Genomic DNA, 23,794 nt, shown 5'->3' on the forward strand with positions numbered 1-23,794 from the left:
CATGATGGTTCCCAATATCACCAGCACGGGTTTCGGCTCCGGCACTCCAGGTCCTCGCGGCTTTTCTGCGTATGCGATCGCGCAGCAGCAGGGATTCGTGGGCACGGAGGCAGAATGGCTTGCATCTCTGGAGGGCGACTCCGCGTATCAGATCGCCGTCGACGAAGGATTCGTTGGCGACAAGGCTTCGTGGGTTGAATCTTTGAAGGGTGAGCCCGGCGCTGCGGGCACGGGCCTGACGAACCGAGGTGCATTCGCGCTCGGCACCATCTACAAGCCCAGCGACTACGTCTTCGCAGCCGGTTCGACGACGACGACAAGCATGTTCATCGCGCAGGCGGACGGTGAATTCGCCGCTGCTGTCGAGCCGAAAGATGACGAGGTCAACTGGGTCGAATTCTCGGCTCCGGCTGGTGAGGATGGAAAGTCCATCGCCCTTCGGAAGACAGCGACCGCTATCCAGTGGATGGAGGTGCCTGACGGGGTATGGACGGATCTCGTCCTGCTTGCCGATCTCAAGGGCCCTCCCGGAGACGCTGTCGCGTACGACGACACCGCCATTAGGCAGCGGGTGTCGAACGTCGAAACGACGGTCGCCGGTAAGGCCGCCGGCGCGGATCTAGGCGCCCAGACGTCTCGCATCGACGGCATCATCGGCGCCGATGGCCAGAGCGGCCGCCTGAAGTCCGTGGAGACTGCCGTCGCTGCAGCGGTCAAATACGATGCCAACAACAACATCACGGCCAACTATGTTTTCGCCGGCAAGCTCTCCGACGATGGCAACGGAAACTATGTTCCTGACGGTGGTGGCATCTGCATTGGCGGGCTTAAAGGTGTTCGCTATCGCCAGGAAGGATTCATCAGGGACGCCGACGAGGGATCGATCGCGTCCTATCCAAACGTCGCCAACCGTGCGAACCGCTTGGCATTGTGTCCTTCCGGCGAACCAGCAGACATTGTTGGTGAGGACACGGCGAGCTTTGCCTTGCAGCACAAGAACGGGTCCTATGAGCAGCGCTTCTGTTTGATCTCGAAAAAGGCCGGGGAATACCGGCTCGCGTCCGTCGCCACCGGCGTCGGCTTGCACTTCCCGATCACCGTCGCGCCGGGGCCGATCCGTGTTGCCCGTTTCGAGACGAACGGTACGACAACGTTCACGTCGGAAAACCTCGGCGGGCAGTCCGCTACCAATACCGTCGTTTCGATTAAGAACCCCTCCGTCGCTCAGTTCATCCGCCTATTCGGCCGGTCGAATGGCCTGTTCGGCATCGAGTATGTATCCTCAGGCGGAAACCAGGACTATCGCTTTAACCAAGCCGGATTGTCGATCGGCGGCAGCGACGCGGCGGCGCGCTTCTCTGCTCTAGTCGCAGACCAGGGCGTCGGGTCGTTCTACACATCCAGCACGCATGCTAGCTATTCCGGCTTCGCTTACCAGGCCGACGTCGCGCGTACCGCGAGCAGCGGATTTGCATTCTTTGTCGCACGGTCCGCGACAGCTACGAGTCCGGACATCGAATTCAGTCTACGCGGCGACGGCTACGGCTTCTGCGACGGCGCCTGGAACGCGAATGGCGCGGACTATTGCGAATATTTCGAATGGTCGGATGGTAATCCCGGTGCGGAAGATCGCGTTGGCCGGAGCGTTGTCCTCGTCGGCGAAAAGATCCGCCTCGCGGCCGAGGGCGAAGATGCGTTCGGTGTTATTTCTGCGCTCCCTTCGGTTGTCGGGAACGCGGCTTGGAATAGCTGGCAAGGAAAATACCTGACCGACGACTTCGGTCGTGTTCAGAAAGACGCAGACGGCGCCCCCATTCTGAATCCCGCATTCGATCCCGAGGTCACGTACAAGCCCCGCGAAGATCGAGTGGAATGGTCGCCCGTCGGTCTGACCGGCCGTCTCCGTCTTTACAAAGGACAGCCGACCGGTTCCCGGTGGATCAAGCTCGCCGACGTGAGCGACGCGGTCGAGGAGTGGCTGGTACGATGACCGCCCGCGTCTTCGGCCCCGCCCTCCGCATCATGCACCGCGCGTTCTCCGAGCAGCAGTTCGCGACGTGGGTCCGCGCCGGCGACAACGGCACGATTGCCACCGATCCCATCAAGGTGACCTTCGTTCTCGAAGGCGTCGACACCGACATCGACGGCATCAAGATGGCCACCGGGAAACCGCAGGCATCCGTCCTTTTCTCGGATGCGATTGCCATCGAACCTGCGCGCGCCGGCTGGAAACAGAAGGACGTCTTCAGGAACGACGGCCGCGACAAGCTCGTCATCAACGGCCAATCGTACGACATCGAATCTTGCAAACCGCTCGGATACGCTTTCCTGCAGATCGATCTCGTAGGATAGCCCGCACCGCATGCCGCACGTCCGCACACAGCTTAGGAATGCCGTCAAGACGCGGCTCTCGACCGTCGCGTCGCTGAAGGGCGTCCACAACATGACAAGACATCTGCGCGGCTTCCAGTCAGACAACCTGCCGGCCGTCCTGGTCGCCGTCGAGGAAACTTCTTCGGCAGCCCCCGGCAGCTTCGAGGGCGCGCGCCCGGTTACGCGAGACTACCGCGTGCATCTGCAGGTCGTCCTCGACGACATCGGCGATGCCGAGGACGCGATCGATGCAGTGTGCGTCGACGTCGAGAAGGCCATGGTGTCGTCGGCTTTCGGGATCGGTGCCGTCCAGAACTGGAAGTACGAAGCCACTTCCGCCGTCGTCGCGCAGCCGACGGAAGACAGCATCCTCATCACCCAGACGCTTTTGTACTCGGGCCAGATCCAGACGCTCGACGCCGAGCCCGACCGCAACCTTCATCCGTAATCCTCAGGAGACCCTTCATGGCCACCGCACTTCCCATCGTTCCTCTCGTCGCCAAGCAGCGGCTCATGGGCGCTATCTCCCTCTTTCGGCCGGAAGGCTCGCAGCGTTGGCTGAAGATCGGCCCGACCGACAGCGCCGAGTTCAATCCTGCTCCAGAAACGGTAGATTCCAGCTCGGCCGAAAGCGGGCTGAAGAAGCTCCTCCGCAAGTTCACGACGGGTGCGACAGCGACGCTGAATCTCGCAGGCGTCCAGATGTGGACCGAGTTCCTGTACCAGGTGTCCTACCTGTCGCGGAAGAAGTACCTCACGCAGGAAGCTGTCGTAGCGGCTACTCTTGAACTGACCGACGTCACAGACGGCTTCGTGTTCGATCTGCCGGTACGGAACGCAACCATCGCATCGGTTGCCGATGGAGATACCGTCGGTGCAGAAGAACTGGTTGCCGAGACGGACTTCATCTTCTCTCCTGAAACTAGGTTCGGCGAGATCAAGAAGGCTCCTGCGAGCAAGACCGTTGTCATCACCTATTCCGCTCCGGCGATCACAGAGACCGAGGGTCTCCTCGATCTGGACATCATGTCAGTGGGCGGCATCCGGGGCGAGTACATGTGCATCGGCATGACCGCCGACGGCAACGGCGATCCGGTCAGCATGTACCTCCCCAGCGTCGAGTTCCGCCCGAACGGCGCGTCCGCCATCGGCGACGCCTCGAACCTCAATACGGGGACCATTCAGGCAGACGTCTATCAGGACAACACCGGCAGCTACGGCCGGCTCGAAGGACGCCGAAAGATCGTCGAAGCCTGATTTATCTGGGGCGGTTCCGGCCGCCTCGAAACCACTTAAACATGCATAGGAGGAGAACCGCATGTTGCCAGATGAAATCCAATACCTGTCGCCAGAAGACCTGCTGTCAAAAGTGAAACGCCGGAAGACCGACGTCTTCGTCGACGGCGAGCCGACCAAGGTGCAGGCGCCCACGCTGAACGAATTGTGCGACCTCATCGGCCGGCACAAGGACATCCTCGTCATCATCGACGGCATCCAATCGTCCGAGGAAGACCCCGATCAGGACGCTATCGTCTACCTCATGGGACGTGCGCCGAAAGCCGTGGCCGCATTCTCGGCATGCGCGCTCGGTCGGGCAGGAAACGTCGAGGTTGAGGCGGCCATCCTCGATGCGAGCGACACGTTTCAATACGAATTGGCCCTCGCGGGCGTCGCGGCACTCTATCGCGAGCACGGCACGGTGACCGACCTTTTTACGAAGGTCCTGGGCCGGATGAGAGATCTGGGCCTGGGGCCGCTGTCCGCGCTGCTGTTGAGGATCTTGGATTCGACTTCGAAGAAGTTGCCCTCCCTGAAGGCCTCCGCGTCGAAGAAGAAGGCCGCAAGCCGGTCTGGACGAAAGGCGGCCTGAGGCTCGACGGCGTGTTCACACGGCTCATGAAGCTAGCCGTTGAATTCGAGCTCGCCACCGGACGGTCGGCCATGGACATGACGCCTGGCCAGTTGCTCTTCCGGATGAAAATTCTCGAGCAGCGGCAGAAGGCGGAGACGCAGAGAGTGGCGGCGGCGGTCGCCGTCGCGATGAGCGGCAGCAAGGAAGCTTGGAAGGCATTGGAATAGCAGATGGCAGGCACGACGCCCGAAATCAAAACGCGATTTACACTCGACGGCATCCGGGAGGCCGTCGGGAAGCTGCGTGCGTTCGGTCAGTCTGTTCGTCGCGCGTTCGACTCCGTTCGTGAGAAGACAGCCAAGACCTTCGAGCCGTTCACGAAAGGCGTGAAGGCGGCCGAGGACAAGGTCAAGCAGCTCGCCAAGGAGACTGCAAAGGTTGGTGGACAAGTCGCCTTCAAGGGCATCAAGCTCGGCGCCGTAGCGGCAGCGGCCAGTGTCGGCGGCCTTGCTTTGAAGTTTGCGGCTATCAGTACGGCGGCCGTCAGGGCGAGCAAGGAAACCGCCGAAGCTTTGCAGAAGATCGGCCAGGACGCCCGCCGTCTCGGCCAGAATCCGGGCGATCTATCCGTGCTGGCTTTCGCCGGCAGGCGCGAGGGTATCGATCAGGACGAGATTTCGGTCAACCTCGCGCACATCGCCGGAACTTTCAAAACCGTCAGGAATGAGATCGCTCGGACACGCAGCGAATATCAGGGTTGGTACACGCAGGTAGCCGAGTCTCTGAAATTGATGCGGCGGAATCCGGCGTTCCGAAGCGAAGGCAATCAGGCTGCGTACCAGCAGGACTTCGAGTCCTACTCGGCGGCCGCGCAGTCGTCGATCGACTACATCGAAGGTGCGCTCGCGAGGAACTACAGCGGCCACCACCAAATTCGAGCTGACGACTACAAGCGCGATGCCGATGACGAGATCGCGGATCGCCTTTCATACCTGTCCGCGCAGCAGGGGCTTGTTCAGCAGCGAGACCAGATCATCGATTCTTTCGGACCAGAGGGCCAGGCGCTTTATGCCCTGAAACCGTTTGGACTCGATATCGAGAAGGCGTCGCGGGGCGGGACGGAAGGACTCGTCGCCCTCTCGGACGCAATGTCGCGCGTGCCGGATGCAGCCGAAAAGGTGCGGCTGTCCATGCTGCTTTTTGGCGAGGACGCGGGCCCGAAAATGCTGACCTTGATGAACAAGGGCAGGAAGGGCATCGAAGAGTATCGAGCAGAGCTGGAGCGTCTCGGCGGCGTCGTATCGAAAACCGACGTCGACCTCGGCGAAAAATATCAGGCCAGCGCGGAAAACCTGCGCACCGCGATCAGCGGCGTCAAGCTCGAGATCGCCCGGCAGCTTTTGCCTAGCCTCACCGACACGAACGTCGAGGTTACCGAATGGCTGGTCAAATCCAGGCAAGCTATCGCTACCTACGCGAAGTCGGCCTTCATCTCGCTGAAGAACTTCGCCGAAGACGCGATCTCGCTTTTCCGCGGCGATACCTCGAACATCAAGACCCAGTGGCTCGATACCGTCATTAAAAAGTCTGCCGTCCTGCGTGACGTGTGGTCCGATGTCCGCCTTCAGGTCGCTAAGCTGATGTCGGGGCAGGACTCCGACTACGCGTGGGTCAACAAGATCCGCGATTACCTCCTGCAAGTGAAGGCTTTCGCCGTCGATGCCTGGTCGGTCATCACCGGCGGCGACGCGAAGGACTTCCCATTCCTGAACACGCTGCGGGACCAAGTGAAGTCCTTTGCCGAGGAATTTGGCAAGGCTTGGGACATGTTCAAAGGGTTCCTGTCCGGTATCCGTGAAGTCATGGCGGTCGTTCTCAAGCCGTTCGGGATCGACCCGACGACGATGGCGCTCTTCCTGGGCATCGCCCGTTTCACGGGCGTCCTCGGAGGTGTGACAGCCGCGGCAGGACTTGTGTGGGGTGCGCTCTCGAAGGTCCTGTCACTCGGAGGCGGGGTTGTGACGGCGGGCATGCGTCTTGCCGGCGTTGGCGTGGCAGCCGGCGGAGCATCTACAACTGTCGCAGGTTTCACGGCTGGTCTTGTCGGCGTCCAGACTGCGCTAGGCGGCATCGCTCGAGCGGCCGGCGTAATGGGCCTAGCAATCGCTGGCGGCTTTGCGCTCGGCCAGAAGGCAGCCGAGCAGTTCCAGAAGTTCGCCGGCACAGAGGCTCTGCAGAACCAAGTGCTCGACGCGCAGGCCAAGCTGATGCGCGACCAGGGCGACCAGTATCTCAACATGAGGCTCGGCCGCCGCGAGGAGCGCGACTACGCGACCATGCGTGCGTACTACGGCAACAAGAGTGGGAACGACTACTCGTGGCTAAAGACCAGCGCCGAGCAAGCCCTGGCCACCCAGCAGAAGCTAGACCAGCTCGTCTGGGGCAAGCCGATGTACTCTGGTGCCGACGCCGAAGCCCAGTACCGAGCAAACCAACCGGAGACCTTCAGGCAGCAGCCGCCAATCGCGAAGCGCGTGCAGGTCGACCTCAACGTCGGCAGTCTGCAGTTCCCAGTCTTCACGGACGAAAGCACTGCCGACGGCCTTACCAGCACGCTCGAATCCTACAATCGCAGGTGAAGGTGACCTATGGACTATCCCGGCACTCTGACTCAACTCATCGCACCGGACCTCGCCCTCGGCTGGCAGAGCGGCACCGACCTTACATTCACCATGCGTCCGATCTCCGAAAGCGCCCAGAAGGAGCGCACTTGGAATGGCAAAATCGTCGGCCTCGGGTCGCCCGAATTCCGGTTGTACTCCTACCGGATCACCTCTGGCGCAGGCGAATACCGGATGCCAGCCCTGTCGCGCATGTGGCCGGACACGGTGTTCAGCATCGTCCCGCCGCTACCACTCGGCGACGTCATCCCGACTGGCTTCCAGTCTCGCACGCTAGAACGGACGCCGTATGCCCCCTCGGTGCGCTGTTTGACACTGGGGTTTGAGGATGTCCCGTTCACGCTCAACGGCGACGTCGTGACACTGTCGTCGCCCGCTGCTGCCCCGGTCAGGATCTACTACCAACCGATCTTGGAGGTCGTCGTGACCGAACCGTGGGAAGCTACGCTGCGTGAGCAGGCGGCAGACGTGTCGTGGTCGCTTACATGCGAAGAAGTTGGAGGGACTCTCTGATGGCGCGGTATCTCCTACCTCTCGAAAGCTGGAACGCGGCGCTGCCGCCGAAGCCTTGGGCCAACCAATGGGCTGTATTCTCCGCGACCATCTCTGAGGTCGAAGACAGCGACATCATCACGCCGGTCTTCCGTGCCACAATTCGCAACCCCGGCATTGCTGGAGTAGTTGATGGTTCATCGCGTTACTACTCGCTAGTCGACGACGATGTCGAGATCGCCCGCGGGAAACTGCTGTCCATCCCGGCAACGCTGGGAGGCGCCAAGGTCGAAATGGAATTCCACTGCAAGCCGCCTTCCAGCGACGATGTCCTGCAAGCCGCCGCAGATGCCCTTCGGACCGGTGAGGTCGACTACGATCCGGATGCGCCTGCTGCGGAACGCGATGCCGCCGAGGCATACGACCCACTTTTTCAATCTCGCGATCCGTCGGACGATCCTGCGTCGGCACTCGCGGGCCGGCCGGAGGTCTGGCGGTGGGATCGGAGAACCTTGGCGATCACTAGGACTCACCTGACCGACGGAGCCGTACTGCATGACATCGGTCGAAATGGTATCGCCAGACGAGGAAGCGATGGCCCAAACATCAAGATCGGGCTGCCGCCGAAAGCCGTCACCAAGATCCGCCTCGTTGCATCCTGGACGCAGGAGGCTAAGGGAAAGCAGACCGTATCGTATCCAGCCAGCGTGACGACGTTCTCCTGGCAGGACTTCAAAGATGCATTCCCCAAGCCTGGCGACAGCATCGGATCATCGACCGGCTGGACTTTCTCTGAGGCGTCCGTCGACGGCGTCGCCGATGGTGTGCTGTCGACGTTCTTGCTGAACGGCGACAGGTGGGGCTGGGCGGCGAACGGGCACGTAAAGTGCAGACCCAAGGTGGTGTCGTACACGTGGCGCGCGGCTTTCGATTACCGCCAGCAGCGGCAGGAGTTTGTCGATCTCAGTCTTCTCGCCGGGGTTCAGGATGTACTCTACGACGACGAGAGCAAGGAGACCGTGGAGACGAAGGACCTCGCTCAGCTCAACATCGACAACATCACCCAAGATTGGGTCCACGAAGACCCGGACACTTTGGAGCGGAAACACTACTCCGTTGGTGAAGAGGTGTTGGCTTCGGACAAGGCGTGGACCTGCGCCAAGGATCACGATGCGACAGAGGACTTCACCGTTCGCGACCCTGTGACCAACGACGTCCTTTGGACGATCCGCTCGAAACGCGCGCCTCTAAAAGATCCCGACAGTCCGAAATTCATTGACCTGCCGCGAGGTATCCGGTCGATCCGCCACGGTCTCCGGCGGCTCCACCGCGTCGTTCTGAAGCGTTCACGCTGCGTGGAGGTTTCCTTCGACGTCGAATGGAGTCGCGGAAAGCACATTTCCTGTGCGGATTCATGCCGTGTCGAGCATCGACTGATCCCTGGTGGCGAGGCGACCGGTAAAGTGATTTCGTGGTCTGCGCAGATCGCTGAGGGCGGCAACCGGTCGGTGTCCATTAGTATTGCCTGTGCTGTGGGCAATGGAGCGGCGGCACCCGTGGTCGGAGACGGACAGGAGGAGACGGCCGGGATCGTCTACACGCGGACGAAGCCTGGCGTGAAAGAGCCTGTAAAGGCGTCATCTCTCCCCGCCAAGTCGCCGCGCGTCAACGAGATCACCAACGATTGGACAGTTCAGGAAGCCGCTGGCAACTCTGCAGCTCTCGGCGGTCAGGACCCAGTTATCGCTATCGGCCAGAACCCGACCCAGCTCCGTATCGCATTCGACGCGCTAGCCGAACAGGATGTCATCACTCGCCGGTTGAGTGCGACAACCCTGCCGATCTACGTGCCGCGCGGCATCAATCTCACTCCCGAGGTATAGCCATGGCTAAGCCCCCCAGCCTTCTTCCGTTGACCGCCTTCGTTCAACGACAGGTCCGCAGCGCGCTCGATGGGCGGCCGCAAACCATCACCTATGACTTCAAAGGCCGATGGGACGTAGACGGCGAGTTCGGAATCGTCATCGGCAGCACGACGCCCGTCGACGTGTCCTACTGCCTCGAATCCACCGATGTCACCTGGACGCCTCCCGCAAGCTGACGGCCTCGAATCTTGCAGGACTCCGTGATCCGATCAGGACAACACGCACTCTGTTTACGAGCACCCGCACAACATGACCGACATCCTCCCGTCGTCCGAGATCCTTGAGCTTATCAAGGGGCAAGCCCGCCTCGAGACCAAGATCGACACCTTTTTCAGTGCTCAGACGGCTCTCAAGGACGAGGTCAATACCGTTAAGTCAGACATCGCTGCGGTCAAGTCGGACGTCGCAGAGATCAAGACGCAGCGGCGTATCACGATGGCCAACTTGGCGTTCCTTACGATCCCCGCCGGCGGACTCGCGTGGGTCGCCGGCCAGATTGCCGAGCCTTTGCTGAAGAAATTTCTCGGCGTTTAGCCCATGCCGTTCGCCGGGTTGTCAACATGGTTGCCGATAGCGTCACAAAATCAACGTGTTGACGGCTTGCAGTGCGCCCGGTCGACGACAACGATCTCCTGCAGAACCCCACCGGAAAGAAATGGGGTCACTGGGAGAAGAGCATGAAGACTACCTATCAAATACACGCGGAGTCCGTCCGCGCCATGAGGCTGGAAGGCCTCTCTTTCAACCAGATAGCCGCCCAGCTCGGCATCTCGAAAACGCAGGTCAGAAGGATCGCCGCCCGTCTCGAAGAGTCGGCCGCAGAGCAGTACAAAAGCGGGATCGATCAGTCCGAGATCCGGATCGCCACCAAGCCGCAGAAGAAATCCTCCAAGCCGACAGCAGACGACATCCGGGAACGCGTTGCGACCGACGAGTTGACGGTTCCCTTCTCGAACTGGTTGGGTCACGGATGGGTCCGTGAAGCCGGCGACGCTCAGGAGGTGTACGAAACCGACGAAGACGGCGTCCAGCAACTCGTCGGCATGAAGATCGATCCCGGCGTCCTGTGGCCGGACGATTGGACCGGACCGAAGACTGTCGACGACATCTGGATCTCGCCGAACGTCCCGGCGCCGCGTCGCACCCTGAAGCAAGGTTTCATCCTGTCAGGCGCTCAGAACAAGACCCCAGCTCATGGCCCACTTGTCATTAACATGCATGCCCTCGCGGCCGCTCGAGGCTACGACTACATCGAAATCGGGCCGTTCACCTACGGCAAGTCGCTCTTCACCGAGAAAAAGAAAAAGGACATCGTCGACGTCGCGCCGTGGTCAGGAATGATCGCCGACAGGATTACCCGGAGCCGCCGTCACCTCTCGCCAAAGGTACAGGCATGCTACGAAATGAACTTGCGCCCCACAAAATCGGCTCCGCTCAATGGTCTTCACGAGTACGTCCGCGGAAAGAGCGCCGTGTTCGCGCATCCTCGCCGCGAGATGCTTTCCCTTCCTCGACCGAAGTCAGCGGAGCCGATCTATCTTTGGACGACAGGTGCCTGCACCGTTCCGAACTATGTTGAGATGGAGGCCGGGCTCAAGGCCCTGGAGAATCATACCATCGGCTTCCTTATCGTGGAGATCGACACCGAGGACAGGGTATTCTGCCGCAATGTGGACGCCGATCCAGTTACCGGGAACTTCCACGACCTAGATCTCTACGTGACAGTCGGGAACGTCTATACGCTAGCCGAGGCCATCGAGGTGTCAGGCGGCCTCGTAGATCGACCGTTCATGCCGGTCGGATGCACCCACAGGAAAAATCTGCATGCGCCCTTCGCGCGCGCGCTCTGGGGTATCGGTGGGCAGCCTGCAGGTGACGTTCCTCTCATCGATCTCGTGCAGGCATGCGGCCAGACGATCAACGACCTGACGGACGGGGTGTCCATAAATCATCATGAGGATAAAAATCCGATCGCGCTCTACAAGCGACGCTCGAGCCAAAACCATCTTCTGGAACCGGAATTAAAGGAGGCTGCCGACTTTCTCGGGCAGATCTCGCGCCCTTGGTGCAAGACATTCGTCACATATAGCAATCACGACGATTTTTTCGCCAGGTGGCTCCAGCGGCCATCGACCGAAATCGCGGTGGAGAACAGCAAGCTCTGGCACAAGGCCAACTACATGCTCCGGGAAGCAATCGACAACGGCGAGAAGTTCGACGTCTACGACTGGGTGCTGCGCGAGAGCAATCCTCACGTCGATTTCACGCTCGTTGATGTAGACACGCCCTTGGTATTCTATGGCTGTCACTATGAATTTCACGGTCACAAAGGGACTAACGGCGCCAAGGGAAGTACAACCGGTCTATCAAGGCTCGGCATCTGCATTACCAAAGCGCACTCGCATAGCCCCGCAATCCGCGGCCGTACCCATGATCTTGGCAATCTGATCTTCGACGCCCCGTATGCCACTGGGCCGACATCTTGGGGAAACATGACCGGTCTAGGACACTCTGACGGAAACCGGCAGCTCTGCACGCTCGTCGGCGACAAGTATCGAGCCTAGCTGCGGCCGTTCACCTCGTTCTCGATGAACTCCCCGATGTTATGGAGTCCGACCCGACCGGATCGGATTCCATCCACGATCATCTGAATCCTGCGATTCCACTCGCGACGGTATTCCGGCGACTGCGTCGCCAGCCACGCCTGATGCTCGGCGTCCCCTTTCTCCCGGCGAATGCGATCCCTCTCTTCCTCGATCCGGTCTTCCTCGGCCTGCGCGATCTTCCGGGCCTCGTGCTCAAGCCGGACACGCTCGGCGAGGTCGTCGAGTTCCTTCCGGTGATCGCGGAGGAGCTGCTCGGCCGCCGGGATGGTCTTCGGCCACGGCACTCGGCCAGACGTCGGACGCATGCCAGAGACTTCGGCGAGAACCTCCGCCTCGACCATCTCCAGCTCGGCAACCGCGTCGGCAATCCGCTGCTTCCGAACGTCGCCCCTCGTCGAATGGTAGGCGACTTTCTCCCGGAGCCGAGAGATCCGCGTGGTCACCGGATAGGAGTCGATCCCGTGATTGCCGTAGTTCTTGCGGGCATACGCCTCGGGGTTGGCATCGTATTCGGCGAGCTCGTCGGCAGCCTGCCGGTGGTTGAAATCCGACCCTGAGACCGAATTGCAGCAGTCCTCTAGGCGCGTCTGCGCTGCGCGGATGCGGGCGGCCAATCTCTTCGGGATGTCTGGCTTCGTCATGGTTCCTCCAATAAGTGGCGGACACTAACCGGCAGGCGTCGAATCTTGCAAGGGATCCCCGCACCATGAACTCCTACTGGAGACGTTCATGGGCTCACCCTGCATCCCGAAGAAGTACAGATCGGCCACGGCCGCGAGGATCGAAGATGCCCTCCGGGATGCGATCCTCGCTCGGGTCGATGCCCGACAGATCACGTCGGCGGACATCCATCAACGGTACCCCAGCATTCGAAAAAGCCACCTCGACCGCCTTCGCAACGGCGACACGATGGGCTGGCGGATGCTGGCCGCTCTTGCAGAAGCCATCGGCCTAGAACCTGTGTTGAAAGTCTGAAGATGCAGATCACGTATCCGGAAACAATGGACGGTATCGGGTATTCCGAAGGCGGTTTCTCCAATCATCCAGCCGACCCCGGTAAGGCCACGATGAAGGGCATCACCCAGGCGGTGTTCGACGAATACCTCGCTGCCGAAGGTCTGGCACCGCGATCGGTCAGGCTGATCACAGACGCTGAGGTCGCTGCCATCTATCGCACCAGGTATGCCAACAAGATCCGGTACGACGATCTGCCGGCCGGGGTCGACTACTCGACCATGGATGCGGCCGTAAACAGCGGTGTCAGCCGCGGGGCAAATTGGTTGCAGCAGGCACTGGGTGTCACTTCCGACGGTGTGGTCGGGAAACAGACCATTGAGGCGGCCGCAAAGGCCGACGCCGTGACAACGATCAAGCGGCTGTGCTCAAAGAGAACATCATTCCTGCATGGGCTGAAGACCTTCGCCGTGTTTGGCAAGGGGTGGTCGTCCCGCGTTGCACGGGTCGAGGCTGCGTCCGTGTCCATGGCGAAGCGCTACGGTGGAGCCACGGTTACCCAGGTAGCCGAATTCGCTCAGCTCGAATCCTCTTCCGCGAAGAAGTCGGCGAAGGCGTCGTCCGGAGCGGCTGGCGGCACGGGCGTCGGAAGCGGCACCGCGGCGACACAACTCGACTGGGCGCACCTGACGACCTTCGAGATCGGCCTTCTCGCCGCCGGAGCCATCGGCATCGCCGTCCTCGTCATTTTCCTCATCCACCGTTCTCGAATCCAGTCATCCCGCGCGGCCGCCTACGCAGCCGTCGCCGCCGAAGGAGCCTCCGCATGAACATGTCCTTGATCGCCCCCTTGATCCCATTGATCGCCGCCTTGCTGCGCGCCGTTTTGATGGCTGGCCCCGGCACCGCGGCGTACCTCGACCCCGACCAGATGTCCGATCTCACCATGCAGACGGCCGGCCTTCTGGTGACCGTGGCCGGGATCGTCTGGCAGCTCCACAGCGACCACCGCGCTGGCAAGTTCCGGCGTCCTTCGAAAGAAGACCGCCCATGCTGACGGCCATCCTTGCGTGGCTGTCGTCGAGGTTCGGCAGAACCGTAGCCACCTGGGCGGCCGCCGTGGCTACGGCGATGGCGATCTACTGGCGCATCTACGAATCCGGCAGATCGGCAGAGAGAGCCGCCGAGGCGCAGCGCGACGCCGAGACCATCACCAAAAGGACGACGATCGATGAAGCGGTTGACCGCATGCCTAATGCTGACGTTCGCAATCAGCTCCGCAAGTGGGTGCGCAACGACGGCTAGCTGGTGCGCGGCCAACCGGCCGATCAGGCCGACGGCCAGCGACGTCGAGACGATGTCCTCCGGAACCGCAAGAGCGATCCTCAGCCATAACGAAATGGGCGCCCAGCAGTGTGGCTGGGCGCCCTAGGCACTCTTATCGAGTGAAGTGAGCGTGGTACTGGTCGAACGAGATGAAGTTGCTCTTGTCGGCATCCTTCACCGCGTCCTTCAGCTCACGAGCCGCGTGATTCCAGAACGCCACCTCGACCTTGAAGCCTTCGCTTTTCAGGTCGGTCACGACCGGGACATAGTCAGAGTCCCCGGCGACGAGAATGATCTCGTCTTTAGCCTTGTCGATGAGGGTGTAGGCGTCCTTCGTCATGCGGTGAGCTATCGCGACGTCGACTTTCTTCTCCTTGTTGGAAAAGTTCTTCTCGTAGACAGTCGGGTTGAAGCCCTTCTTCTCCAGCATGTTCCAGAAGCTGTCGCCCGGAGGCGGAGACCCCCAGAGCCTTGCCACGGCATCCTGACCGCATAGGAAGGTATAAAGTTTCCCGTAGTCGACCTGCCATGTGTGATCGACGACGAACATGTTCATCGCCTCGTAGATGTCCTTCGCGAGGGCTTTCTTGACGGCCGAGATCCGGCAACCTTCGATGAAGAGATTGGAATTATCCACGTATACAAAAGATGTCATTTAATACTCCATTAATCAAAACGGATCTCAGATGGGCGTGCCAATCCGAGTATTCAAGAGGTCTTTTCAAGCAACTTCGAAATTTCTTTCTTGGCATCGAAAACACGAAGGCCGGGCATCGTCCCGGCCTCACGTTGGAAGGATTGCCCGCCGTCCTCAGGCGGCAAGCAGTTCGAAGATGTCGCGCTGCCCTTTGTCTTCAGCTCCGTCCGGATGGGCACCCCGAGCCCGTGGCTCCATTCTCACCGCACCCACCGTTTCGCCTTCGCCATCACGCTGTTTCCGTCGAATAGGCCGCCTCTTCGAGAGCATCGAGCGCGGCGGGCTTGATGCCGACTCTCCACTGCTCATACTCCGCCGCAATCTGACCGATCGAATGCGGCCCGTACCCGTGTGCGAGCGCTATCTCCGTCACGACATGCTCCCGGCCGGCCACGCGAAGCCGGTACCGCGCTCGACGCCAGCGGGATCTTAGCTCGAATTTCGGTGAGCCAACCCGTGCCATGGCTTCTTCCGTCGGGAACCTCTCGTTGTTCCGGTGATGGACGTAGCCGCCGTTGTTCTCCGCCAGCTCGATGACCCTGGGCAGGAAGGAATGGGCGCCTTTTGAGAGGCCATCCCGGCCAAACGGGGTGTACCGCTCCGGCCGGATGTCTTTCGCGACGCCGTAACCCTCGAGCGAGAACCACCTCGAGATGGGTCTGTCGACGAGTTCCCAGTGCAACTTCGTGGCTTCGTCGCGCAGCACCTGGAGGTCTTCGGCTGGAATCAGCCGGTGCTGCGCAGAAGTATGTGCCGTAGCGTATTGCTTGAGCGTCTGCGAAGACTTGTGAGTGAGCGCTGATCGGGTCTTCGGACCGCAGCCCAAATTCGTCAGCGTGGTGACGACGTCGCGAACGTGCGTGACGATCTGTTCAGCAGTGAGATTGATTTGCAGCATTCTCGTCTCCTCACGCAGCCAGTCGTGAGCCGGGACGCGGCACGACCTGAATCCAAGTGGCCAGCTCCGCGCGGTCGTGGAAGTCGGCGGCATCGGTAGCGGGCGAATCCATGACCCATACCTCGAAGACGCCGTCCTGGCCGAAATCGCGGTCGCTCGTCTCGACGAACGTCATGTCAACGTGCTCCTCGTTTGCTGCCTTCTGGGCGGCCTTGAAAACGGCGCGCGCAGCGGACGGCGCTTCGGCCTCCGCGACGACGTCGCCGTGCATGTTCAACGCATAAGCGTACATCTGTCCTCCTCGTTGGGTTGATGGTTCCTGGTTGGGTGGGGTGGGCCACCGCGACCTCCCGCACGGGAGGTTTCGCCGCTTGCCCAAAGCGGCATCGTCAGGCGGCTGTAGGAGAAAAGTCGAACGTCGCGGCAACCGTGGATTCCCGGTGCGTCACGACCTTCTGCGGCTTCGGTACTTTGAAACCTGCATCCTCCATGGCGTCAAAAAGGGCCTCGCTGTCGTTGCTCACGACCCAGTATCGGCACCTCTCCAGCGGCACGACTTCGCCAAGTTCGCTCACGAGATACATCGTCATATTCGTTCTCCTCTTCGGGCATCCCCTGGCGCCCGCCCACTGATGATCGTTGTCTACCTTGATGTAGACAAGACGCCGGACAGCAGTCCGCTCAGTCCTGTAAAAATGCTCTGAGCGATCGCTCGCGGCGTCAACATACTTTTTTGAATCCTTGCCCGGTCGACGTCGATTTCCGCCGGCGGAAGGACACGTTGCCGTTCGCGCCGCCGGCAACGAAGCTCGAATCCTCAACAGGAGGAGGACGAGATGAAGGATTCATGGAAACGGTGGCTTAACCCGTTTTGTTGGGTGGGAGCGCTATGGAGCGCGTTCGGAAGCGTGCTTGGAGGCATTCTTCGATTCCTGGGACTGCCGGTCCCGCAGCCGATGGTGCAGCACGAGAATCTGACGACCGAGGACGTCGACGACGCGTACCGCGACGCTTCTGCAGCGGAAAACGTCCGGGACTTCTCGCCGGAGGTCGATCAGCGAGTGCGTGGATTTCTCCGTTACATCGAGAGCGGCCCGGCGGAGAGAGCGGCGTTCGACCTTTCCGTATTCGACGAGCGCCTGCAGGACTTCGTTCTCGGCTTGACTGAAGACGACATTGAGGAACTGCGGCGCCGCGGCCCGGTCGGTCAACTGCAAGCCGCGCTCATCGGGCGGATCCCGCCGGGGCTGGAAATGCAAATGGCTCCGGAGATTCGTCCGGAGCCATCGAAGGCGGAGCTGGTGCGCGAGCGCTTCTTACGCGCGGTTCGCGGGCTTCCTCAAGACGACGCCGACACGTACGGGCTGGACTACGCGCCCGGCCGGTAGAGACATCCGGACACCAGGGAACATTTGAGGCCGCTCCTTCACCGGGGCGGCCTTCGTCGTCTTTGCCAGGTCGTGCTCGTAAATGGCTTCGGCGAGACCGTCGTATTCCGAGAGCAGGTGGCCGAACCGTTCGTGGAGATCGGCGAGCGCGGCGCGTGGGATCGTGATCATGCGCCGGCCTTCTGACGTGCGTTGAGACGGTCGATGTAACCCTGGCGCTGCTCAAGAGCGGCCTTAAGGCGGCTGACCTCCGCTTCGAGGCTAGCGACATGGCGCACGGCGCGGATGGCTACACGACCCAACTCGTCGGCGCGTCCGCGGGCGGCGTTGAGCTCGTCCGCGTACTGGGCGGCAGCGCGGCGCTCGCGGCCGCGGCGGACGCCCTCCATGCCGCTCTGGTGGCAGTCGTTCAACAGGTTGGCGACGATGGCCGTGCCTAAGAAAAGCTGGCCCGCTGCCATGCCGGCTGGATCGCGTGTTGTGAAGAGATTGGACATACGCTGCACTCCTTTTGTCAATAATTGGAGGCAATCGATCGCACCCGGAATCACTTGTCAACATTATTTTTCAAGCACTTAGGATCTTATAAATGCCGGACGCCGAACGTTAACCAGTTGTCGAAGGCCGACCACAAGACATCGATCGACGCCGAGGCTCGGACGCCGTATTGCGATCGCAATCAGACTTTAGGAGGCGCTCATGAAGCTAAAGGAAATCATTGAGGAAGCGCGGAGGTGGGCTGCGGTCGACTGGTCGCCTAGGGAGCCGGACTACAGGAGCAAGACCGGCTGGAGGCGCGTCATGTGGAGAATCGCGCATAGTATGGAGAACTGGTACCGACTCTAGTCATCGCTTCAATTTACCCAGCCTCAGCGTGTTGCCTTCCCGATTCTGACACCCAGTGCATCTCAAGAGCGGGGCAAGGCTTGACACATATACCCCTCGGCCGCGCTTTCGCTGCTCTTCCCACCGGTCAATCCACCCTTTGTGGCCGCACTTAGCGCACCGGCCTCCAAGGACATACCACTGCTCGAGAGTTCCGAGGGTGACAGTCTCTCGACTGTAGTTCGATGCGGCCGCCGACGTCACCGAGGCGGCCGCGCTGGCTCCGGGAGTGATGGATCCGGCGCTCGTTCACAGGACATCCGGTGACGCCCGTTCAAATGGATGACGATCTTTCCCGGCCGCGCTCGGATAGATGCCCTGTGCGCGGCGCAGCTCACGGAGAAGTCCGTTGCGCGGGAAATCGTTTCCAGCAGCTCGCCACCGGCTTCCGGCTCTTCGCTCCAGACCTCCACGCGGTAGCCCGCTTCCGCCGACGGCGGCGTCGTGCGCGCGGAGCCTTCCCCGACGGTGTAGCCGGTGTCCGACCTGATAAGGTCGATGCCGCGCCTGTGCTTCATCCCACGCGCTCGTATCGTGGCTTCCATCCGCGTCCGATCCCTCGGCTCAGCAAGCAGGACGCCGTGTAAAGCTCTCCGCGCAGGAAGTCGGCATCCGCGAGAAGTTCGCGCACCGCCGCGCGAGGATCCCCGCCGCATGCCTGGATAACCGACTCGACGAGGTCAACTTCCTTCGTGGCCTCGGGCGAGCATTCCACGGCGGCAATCGGAAGGGCGAGCTGCTCAGGCATAACGGACATCTCCGTGAAAAAAGGCAGGAAGGCTTTCCGATGTCAACGGAATTTGTTCCTATTTTGTTCTCTTTCCATTGGGAGTCAAGATCCCTCGATTTCCTTTCGCCTGTACTCCTGAATGATGGGGCCCGGCTCGGCGCCGGAAGGGCCCCATCAACGCTCCGACGTTTCTGACATTCCGCCGGCCGACTGACGATTCCTCTGACCACCAGAGGAGGATGTCATGTACAAGTACCCATCGATCGACCAATTCCGTAACGCTATCGGCATGGTGCAACGCCTCGCGCACCGTAACGGAGCCAGACGCGACGCCGAAGGCGAGATCATCGAAGGACAGCAGCGTACTTGGAAGTTCCCGCCTGTCCGGTTTCGGGGGACCGTAAAGCTTCACGGAACGAATGCTGCTGTCGTCGTCGAAGGCGGCAAGGTGAGCTACCAATCTCGCAATCGCGTCCTGACGGTCGAGGACGACAACGCGGGCTTCGCAGCCTGGGCCGCGCAGCACGAGATCCTATGGGCCGGCGTCGCCGCTCCCTTTGGCGACATCATCCTGTTCGGCGAGTGGTGTGGCCGTGGAATTCAAAAGGGCGTTGCTCTCTCTGAGCTGGCTCCGATGTTCGTAGTCTTCGAGGTACTGACCATCGACAACAGGCAGATCGACGTCGAGGACATCGACTGGCTGCCCGAGGGCGCCTACAAGATCACCGACTTTCCGACCTGGGAAGTTGAGATCGACTTCGAGAACCCGCAGCTCGTCCAGAACCGTCTCGTAGAGATTACGAACTCGGTCGAGGCCGAGTGTCCCGTCGGAAAGGCATTCGGTGTGTCCGGTGTCGGTGAAGGTGTCGTCTGGTCAGCCGACGTCTTCGGCGAGCGGGTCAGATTCAAAGTGAAGGGCGAGAAGCACTCCAGCTATCGTGTCCGGACGCTTGCCATGATCACCACCGAGAGCCCAGAAACTGTCACCCAGTTCATCGATAATGCTCTGACAGATGGGCGTATGCATCAGGGCGTTGAGTTCCTGCGGGAGCACGGCCTGCCCATCGCCCTGCAGTCGACAGGAGACTTCGTGCGCTGGATCGTCGCCGACGTCGTCAAGGAAGAGGCTGACACCATGGCGGCCGCAGGTCTCGATATCGAGGCGGTGAAGAAGCGTCTCGGTTCCACGGCTGCCGTCCGGTACAAGATGGGGCTCGCTCAAGCCGCGTGAGGTCCTTGCACCTAGTTCCGCCGGCGGACATCATCTGGGGGTGGAGTTCATCGCCACCCCAATGAGATTGGCATCTGCTGGCCGCACCTCATTGGCAACATGTGTCCCCCCGCTCACGGCAGACGACAGCCTTCGTTACAGGCACGATGAACGTTGAACCCTGTTTCGCAAGAGGCAGGGTTTCTTCGTTTCAGTCGACTCGAATGTTGCAGACGGCTGGCGCAGTTTAGTTGAGTGATGCAGCTCGTTGGAGGAAGCGAACCCTGGCAATTACCGCCGATGCGGGAGGCGCATCGGTTTAATTCCGATCGTCACGGTTCTCGTGTTCTGCAGCTAGCAGGGCATAGTTTCAGGAGGTGGACGTCGCCCGTCGAACGGTTATCCACAATTCTGTTGACCGAGAACGGAAAAGGAACGGGAAAACAGATACTTACCCTGCGTGATCTAATGGTGATCTAGCAGGGTGGTCGTGTTCCGTCTGCTGACCGAGAACATCAGCGCAACCTATTGATATCATGAGATAAAAGTGGTGGGTGATGTAGGGCTCGAACCTACGACCCGCTGATTAAGAGTCAGCTGCTCTACCAACTGAGCTAATCACCCGTTCGCGCTTGGCTGCGCGGTGTGACGGGGCGTATAAACAGGATCGGCAGGCTTGTCCAGCGCATAGGCGAAAATTCTTTGGTTAATCGCGAAGATTTTTCGGCATAGGTGAAATGCGGGGCATAATCCCGGAAACTGGGATCGATTTTCGGACAGGATTAGACGCAGATTCAAAGCGATAAGGCAGCGCGCGCGCCTTCGGACGCGCGGCACGCCATAAAATTAAAGGTCGAGCGTGCCGCTCGCCAGCCGCACTGCCTGCCCGCCGATCCGCGCGTTGGAGATCGCGCCGCCGTCGACATCGATATGCAAATGGATGAAGGATGGCCGGCCCATCTCGACGCCTTGCTCAATCATGATCGGGTGATGCCCGTCCGTCAGCCGGTCGAAATGGTGGATCGCGCCGGAGAGTGCCGCCGCCGCCGAACCGGTGGCCGGGTCTTCGACGATGCCCATGCCGCTTGCGAACATGCGCGCATGGAACTTTGCCACGTGGTTGACCCCGCCGCGGCAATAGACATAGGCCGAGGCAAGCGCACCCTCGACGAAGGGCACGATCTTTTCCCAGAGCTGCGGATCGAATTCGACCCGCTGCGCGGCTCCGACATCGTGCACCGGAATGAGCAGGAAAGGAACGCCGGCGCTCCAGACCGAGGGCACATGATTTTCAAAGCCGATTTCGGTCACCTTCAGCGACAGCGCATCAGCCATGCCGAGCTTGTCGAGCGGCATGACGGCCGGTTGCGATTTCCGCGGCAGGTCGAATTCGGCAAAGCTCGCCTCGCCCTCCCTCAGCCGCACCGCGCAGCGCACTGGCCCGACGTTTTCCTCAAGCACCGTCACGAGATCGAGCGTCGCCGCGCTATGCGCCCGTTCGGCCAGCGCCACCGCCGTGCCGACTGTGGGATGACCGGCAAACGGCAGCTCACGCCCCGGCGTGAAGATCCTGAGCTTCGCCGCATAGGCGGGATTGCTCGAAGGCTGCACGAACACTGTCTCGGAGAGATTGATCTCCCGGGTGATCGCCTGCATCGCCTCGTCGCTGAGATCGTCTCCGTCGAAGATCACCGCCAGCGGGTTGCCCGCCAGCTTTCGATCGGTGAACACGTCATAGACGCTGTAGCTTCGCGCCACATCGGCCTCCTTGAATCGGTCATCGCGCCGCCAACCTGCCCGACCAAACGGCCGAGTGCAAGGCGCTAAGTCAGATGGATGCAAGGAGCCAAGCCGGAGCGTGTGCTTCGAGGCTTCGGCCTTTGGCCTCTTATGCGCTCGCCTTGCCGAAATACCAGCTAATCACCGGCAGCATGGAGATGTTATAAGGATAGGCCTTGGGATCGGCCGAGCGGATCGCCACTGCACCGGCGATCTCCTTGTCCTCGGCGACCAGCATGTGAGCCTCGATCCGCTTCACCATCTCATCCGCCGTCATGTCGAAGCGGAAGAGCCGCATAAGCGTGACCGTGCGTCTGGAATAGCTGGCGTAGAGTCCCTGCCCTGCCACGGAATCGGAAAGGTCGAGGCCGGTCTCCTCATGGACCTCGCGGCGCATATTGGCCTCGATGTCGCAGCGCCCGTCGACGATATCCTCCTGTTCCAGCGAACCGGCGGCGAAATAGACCTGGCCGGGATTGGCGGTATGCGCGCCCATGCGGATCGCCACCAGCGCGCCGTCTGAGCTTTCCAGCACCGGATAAGCAAAGATATGCAGGCCGCCCTGGCGCTGCGGCTGCCGGCGCCACCACATGAAAGCGGAAAAGGGAGTGACGTAGCCCTCGCCCGCAATCCCGTCTTCACTGAACGACAGCCGCTGCTGGAACACCAGGCGTCCGTCGAACAGCGCCGGGTTGGCGGCGGTTTCCTTGGCCCAGTTCTCGCGGATCGCTGCTTCCTCGGCAAGCACGAAGGGATGGCTGCCGGGCAGGACGCGCAGATCGACGCCGGCGATCGGGAAGACCGTAGCCTCCGGCGGCCAGCCGGCGAAATCATCGGAAAAATCGCTGTTTGCAAAATTCATGTTCAAATTGGTTTTCATGTTCGCTTTCAGGGGAGATCCAGTGTCATGACGACGGGGCAGTGATCGGACGCCTTCGGCCGGTCCCAGCCTGTGCGCGGATAACGCTCCACCTCCTGCCCCGGCGGGAAGATGGTGCGATAGGGCTGACCGCTGCGGATGATGTCAGGCAGGCGGCCGGCATTATGGGCGGCAAGTGCTGGCGAAAGCCAGAGATAGTCGAGCTGGCAGAGCCACTGCTCCTGCGGCCCGCGGGAGTGATAGAGCGTCCAGCGGTCGAGGGCGGCACGGCGGCGCACGACGTTTTCGGCAAAGCCGTCATGGCTGAAAACGTCAAGGGCGCTTTCGGCCTCGTCCTGATGCTCGAAACGATAGCCGGCCCCGCGGCGGCCGATGACATCGACGCGCTCCTGGTAATCGTTCATGTCGCCGCAGATGGCGAAACTCTTCTTGGCCGTGTGCCCGGCGCCGAAACTATCCTCGATGATGCGACGCACGGCGCGCGCCTCGGCGCGACGGATCGGCATCGTCGATTTCCGCCCGTCGAGCTCGTCGCGCGGATTGCCCATCGATTTGAAATGCACGACATAGAGCGAGAATGGCCGACCGCCGATCAGGAGATCGAGCTCCAGGCAGTCGCGTTTGAAGATCTTGTCATCGATGCGGTTGGTGAGCGCCAGCTCCTCGTCGAAGAGATCGAGATCGCGATAGGTCGTCATCGCATGACTGCGGACTTCCTTAAGTTCGATCTTCTGGCCGTCGCGCGTTTCCTCGCGCATCAGCACGGCGACATCGATGCCGCGGCTGTCATTGCCCTCGACCAGATACTTCTGCCGGTAACCGTTTCCGACCATGCGGAAGAGATAGCCGTATTCGAAGGCCTGGAGAGCGGCCATATTGTCGATTTCCTGCAGGCAGAGGATATCGGCATCCGCATCGGCGATCGCCAGCGCCGTCATCTGTCTCGTGTCGTCGGTCGCGGCGATCACCCGCGCCTGCTCCAGTTGCTGATAGACGCCCTCGCTCGACACTTGGAAAAGCTTGATGACGCGATCCTGGCGCAACTGGTTGCGAAAACCGGTGAAATCGAAACGGGTCAGGAGATTTTCGACATTGAAGGTGGCTAGGCGAAGCGACAT

28 protein-coding genes and 1 tRNA gene are annotated in these 23,794 nt (G+C 61.0%); 18 read left to right on the top strand and 11 right to left on the bottom strand.

Annotation, left to right across the window (positions count from 1 at the left end; all coding sequences use genetic code 11):
* Position 1 precedes the first annotated feature (1 nt).
* The 12 genes from OS035_RS24470 (at position 2) to OS035_RS24525 (ending at position 11,887) form a co-directional block, all read left to right on the top strand.
* A complete protein-coding gene (locus OS035_RS24470; protein ID WP_331814166.1) occupies positions 2-1,990 on the top strand; it encodes a peptidase G2 autoproteolytic cleavage domain-containing protein in 1,989 nt (662 codons plus the stop codon).
* Positions 1,987-2,352, top strand: coding sequence for a hypothetical protein (locus OS035_RS24475; protein ID WP_331814167.1), 366 nt, complete (start codon positions 1,987-1,989; stop codon positions 2,350-2,352). Before OS035_RS24470 ends, OS035_RS24475 begins: the two co-directional genes overlap by 4 nt.
* 10 nt (positions 2,353-2,362) lie before the next feature.
* Entirely contained in the window at positions 2,363-2,821 is a 459-nt protein-coding gene (locus tag OS035_RS24480) for a hypothetical protein (RefSeq protein ID WP_331814168.1), read from the top strand.
* Between the two features lie 17 nt (positions 2,822-2,838).
* Positions 2,839-3,630: a hypothetical protein gene (locus tag OS035_RS24485; protein WP_331814169.1), complete on the top strand. Its 792-nt coding sequence runs from the start codon at positions 2,839-2,841 to the stop codon at positions 3,628-3,630.
* A 61-nt stretch (positions 3,631-3,691) separates the two neighbouring features.
* Positions 3,692-4,243, top strand: a complete 552-nt coding sequence (locus tag OS035_RS24490; protein ID WP_331814170.1) for a hypothetical protein — start codon at positions 3,692-3,694, stop codon at positions 4,241-4,243.
* An 11-nt stretch (positions 4,244-4,254) separates the two neighbouring features.
* On the top strand, positions 4,255-4,452 hold the full coding sequence (locus tag OS035_RS24495; RefSeq protein WP_331814171.1) for a hypothetical protein: 198 nt from the start codon (positions 4,255-4,257) through the stop codon (positions 4,450-4,452).
* Positions 4,453-4,455: 3 nt separating this feature from the next.
* On the top strand, positions 4,456-6,864 hold the full coding sequence (locus tag OS035_RS24500; protein ID WP_331814172.1) for a hypothetical protein: 2,409 nt from the start codon (positions 4,456-4,458) through the stop codon (positions 6,862-6,864).
* A 9-nt stretch (positions 6,865-6,873) separates the two neighbouring features.
* Positions 6,874-7,419 carry a hypothetical protein gene (locus OS035_RS24505; RefSeq protein WP_331814173.1) on the top strand — a complete coding sequence of 182 codons (546 nt, stop codon included), beginning with the start codon at positions 6,874-6,876 and terminating at the stop codon, positions 7,417-7,419.
* On the top strand, positions 7,419-9,281 hold the full coding sequence (locus OS035_RS24510; protein ID WP_331814174.1) for a hypothetical protein: 1,863 nt from the start codon (positions 7,419-7,421) through the stop codon (positions 9,279-9,281). Before OS035_RS24505 ends, OS035_RS24510 begins: the two co-directional genes overlap by 1 nt.
* A gap of 2 nt (positions 9,282-9,283) precedes the next feature.
* On the top strand, positions 9,284-9,499 hold the full coding sequence (locus tag OS035_RS24515) for a hypothetical protein (protein WP_331814175.1): 216 nt from the start codon (positions 9,284-9,286) through the stop codon (positions 9,497-9,499).
* A 73-nt stretch (positions 9,500-9,572) separates the two neighbouring features.
* Entirely contained in the window at positions 9,573-9,857 is a 285-nt protein-coding gene (locus tag OS035_RS24520) for a hypothetical protein (RefSeq protein ID WP_331814176.1), read from the top strand.
* 143 nt (positions 9,858-10,000) lie between these two features.
* A complete protein-coding gene (locus tag OS035_RS24525) occupies positions 10,001-11,887 on the top strand; it encodes a hypothetical protein (protein WP_331814177.1) in 1,887 nt (628 codons plus the stop codon).
* Here OS035_RS24525 and OS035_RS24530 read toward each other — a convergent pair.
* Entirely contained in the window at positions 11,884-12,570 is a 687-nt protein-coding gene (locus OS035_RS24530; RefSeq protein ID WP_331814178.1) for a hypothetical protein, read from the bottom strand. The two genes, OS035_RS24525 and OS035_RS24530, sit on opposite strands and share 4 nt — an antisense overlap.
* Positions 12,571-12,658: 88 nt before the next feature.
* Here OS035_RS24530 and OS035_RS24535 point away from each other — a divergent pair, with 88 nt between their 5' ends.
* Genes OS035_RS24535 through OS035_RS24550 form a run of 4 tightly spaced genes read left to right on the top strand, consistent with a single transcriptional unit; the run spans position 12,659 to position 14,188 of the window.
* Positions 12,659-12,904, top strand: coding sequence for a hypothetical protein (locus OS035_RS24535; protein WP_331814179.1), 246 nt, complete (start codon positions 12,659-12,661; stop codon positions 12,902-12,904).
* 2 nt (positions 12,905-12,906) lie between these two features.
* The gene (locus tag OS035_RS24540) at positions 12,907-13,713 is read left to right on the top strand and encodes a glycoside hydrolase family 108 protein (protein WP_331814180.1); all 807 of its coding nucleotides are present in this window, start codon (positions 12,907-12,909) and stop codon (positions 13,711-13,713) included.
* Complete coding sequence (locus OS035_RS24545) at positions 13,710-13,940, top strand: hypothetical protein (protein ID WP_331814181.1); 231 nt, start codon at positions 13,710-13,712, stop codon at positions 13,938-13,940. The genes OS035_RS24540 and OS035_RS24545 overlap by 4 nt, the downstream gene beginning before the upstream one ends.
* Positions 13,934-14,188, top strand: coding sequence for a hypothetical protein (locus OS035_RS24550; protein ID WP_331814182.1), 255 nt, complete (start codon positions 13,934-13,936; stop codon positions 14,186-14,188). The genes OS035_RS24545 and OS035_RS24550 overlap by 7 nt, the downstream gene beginning before the upstream one ends.
* A 133-nt stretch (positions 14,189-14,321) precedes the next feature.
* Here the strand turns inward: OS035_RS24550 and OS035_RS24555 are convergent, their stop codons facing one another.
* The 4 genes from OS035_RS24555 to OS035_RS24570 form a co-directional block, all read right to left on the bottom strand.
* On the bottom strand, positions 14,322-14,864 hold the full coding sequence (locus OS035_RS24555) for an NYN domain-containing protein (RefSeq protein ID WP_331814183.1): 543 nt from the start codon (positions 14,862-14,864) through the stop codon (positions 14,322-14,324).
* Positions 14,865-15,135: 271 nt separating this feature from the next.
* Positions 15,136-15,804 (bottom strand): hypothetical protein, encoded by a 669-nt coding sequence (locus OS035_RS24560; protein WP_331814184.1) that lies wholly within the window; start codon positions 15,802-15,804, stop codon positions 15,136-15,138.
* A gap of 10 nt (positions 15,805-15,814) precedes the next feature.
* A complete protein-coding gene (locus OS035_RS24565; RefSeq protein ID WP_331814185.1) occupies positions 15,815-16,096 on the bottom strand; it encodes a hypothetical protein in 282 nt (93 codons plus the stop codon).
* 97 nt (positions 16,097-16,193) lie between these two features.
* Positions 16,194-16,394 carry a hypothetical protein gene (locus tag OS035_RS24570; protein WP_331814186.1) on the bottom strand — a complete coding sequence of 67 codons (201 nt, stop codon included), beginning with the start codon at positions 16,392-16,394 and terminating at the stop codon, positions 16,194-16,196.
* A gap of 246 nt (positions 16,395-16,640) precedes the next feature.
* On the opposite strand from OS035_RS24570, the gene OS035_RS24575 reads away from it, so the two are divergent.
* Positions 16,641-17,192 (top strand): hypothetical protein, encoded by a 552-nt coding sequence (locus tag OS035_RS24575; RefSeq protein ID WP_331814187.1) that lies wholly within the window; start codon positions 16,641-16,643, stop codon positions 17,190-17,192.
* 167 nt (positions 17,193-17,359) lie between these two features.
* Here OS035_RS24575 and OS035_RS24580 read toward each other — a convergent pair whose 3' ends face one another.
* Both OS035_RS24580 and OS035_RS24585 read right to left on the bottom strand, forming a co-directional pair.
* Positions 17,360-17,689 carry a hypothetical protein gene (locus tag OS035_RS24580; protein ID WP_331814188.1) on the bottom strand — a complete coding sequence of 110 codons (330 nt, stop codon included), beginning with the start codon at positions 17,687-17,689 and terminating at the stop codon, positions 17,360-17,362.
* Positions 17,690-18,591: 902 nt separating this feature from the next.
* Positions 18,592-18,825 carry a hypothetical protein gene (locus tag OS035_RS24585; protein ID WP_331814189.1) on the bottom strand — a complete coding sequence of 78 codons (234 nt, stop codon included), beginning with the start codon at positions 18,823-18,825 and terminating at the stop codon, positions 18,592-18,594.
* A 226-nt stretch (positions 18,826-19,051) separates the two neighbouring features.
* On the opposite strand from OS035_RS24585, the gene OS035_RS24590 reads away from it, so the two are divergent.
* Positions 19,052-20,038 (top strand): RNA ligase family protein, encoded by a 987-nt coding sequence (locus tag OS035_RS24590; protein WP_331814190.1) that lies wholly within the window; start codon positions 19,052-19,054, stop codon positions 20,036-20,038.
* A gap of 527 nt (positions 20,039-20,565) precedes the next feature.
* On the opposite strand, the gene OS035_RS24595 is transcribed toward OS035_RS24590, so the two are convergent.
* From OS035_RS24595 to OS035_RS24610, 4 genes are all read right to left on the bottom strand, one after another.
* Positions 20,566-20,641, bottom strand: a tRNA-Lys gene (locus tag OS035_RS24595).
* A gap of 222 nt (positions 20,642-20,863) precedes the next feature.
* Positions 20,864-21,775, bottom strand: a complete 912-nt coding sequence (locus OS035_RS24600) for a PhzF family phenazine biosynthesis protein (RefSeq protein ID WP_331814191.1) — start codon at positions 21,773-21,775, stop codon at positions 20,864-20,866.
* A 130-nt stretch (positions 21,776-21,905) separates the two neighbouring features.
* Positions 21,906-22,676, bottom strand: coding sequence for a DNA mismatch repair protein MutT (locus OS035_RS24605; RefSeq protein WP_097629365.1), 771 nt, complete (start codon positions 22,674-22,676; stop codon positions 21,906-21,908).
* 8 nt (positions 22,677-22,684) lie between these two features.
* On the bottom strand, positions 22,685-23,794 hold the full coding sequence (locus OS035_RS24610; protein ID WP_097629364.1) for an endonuclease/exonuclease/phosphatase family protein: 1,110 nt from the start codon (positions 23,792-23,794) through the stop codon (positions 22,685-22,687).

It is taken from the genome of Rhizobium sp. 268 (assembly GCF_036571585.1).
Classification (GTDB): domain Bacteria; phylum Pseudomonadota; class Alphaproteobacteria; order Rhizobiales; family Rhizobiaceae; genus Rhizobium; species Rhizobium redzepovicii.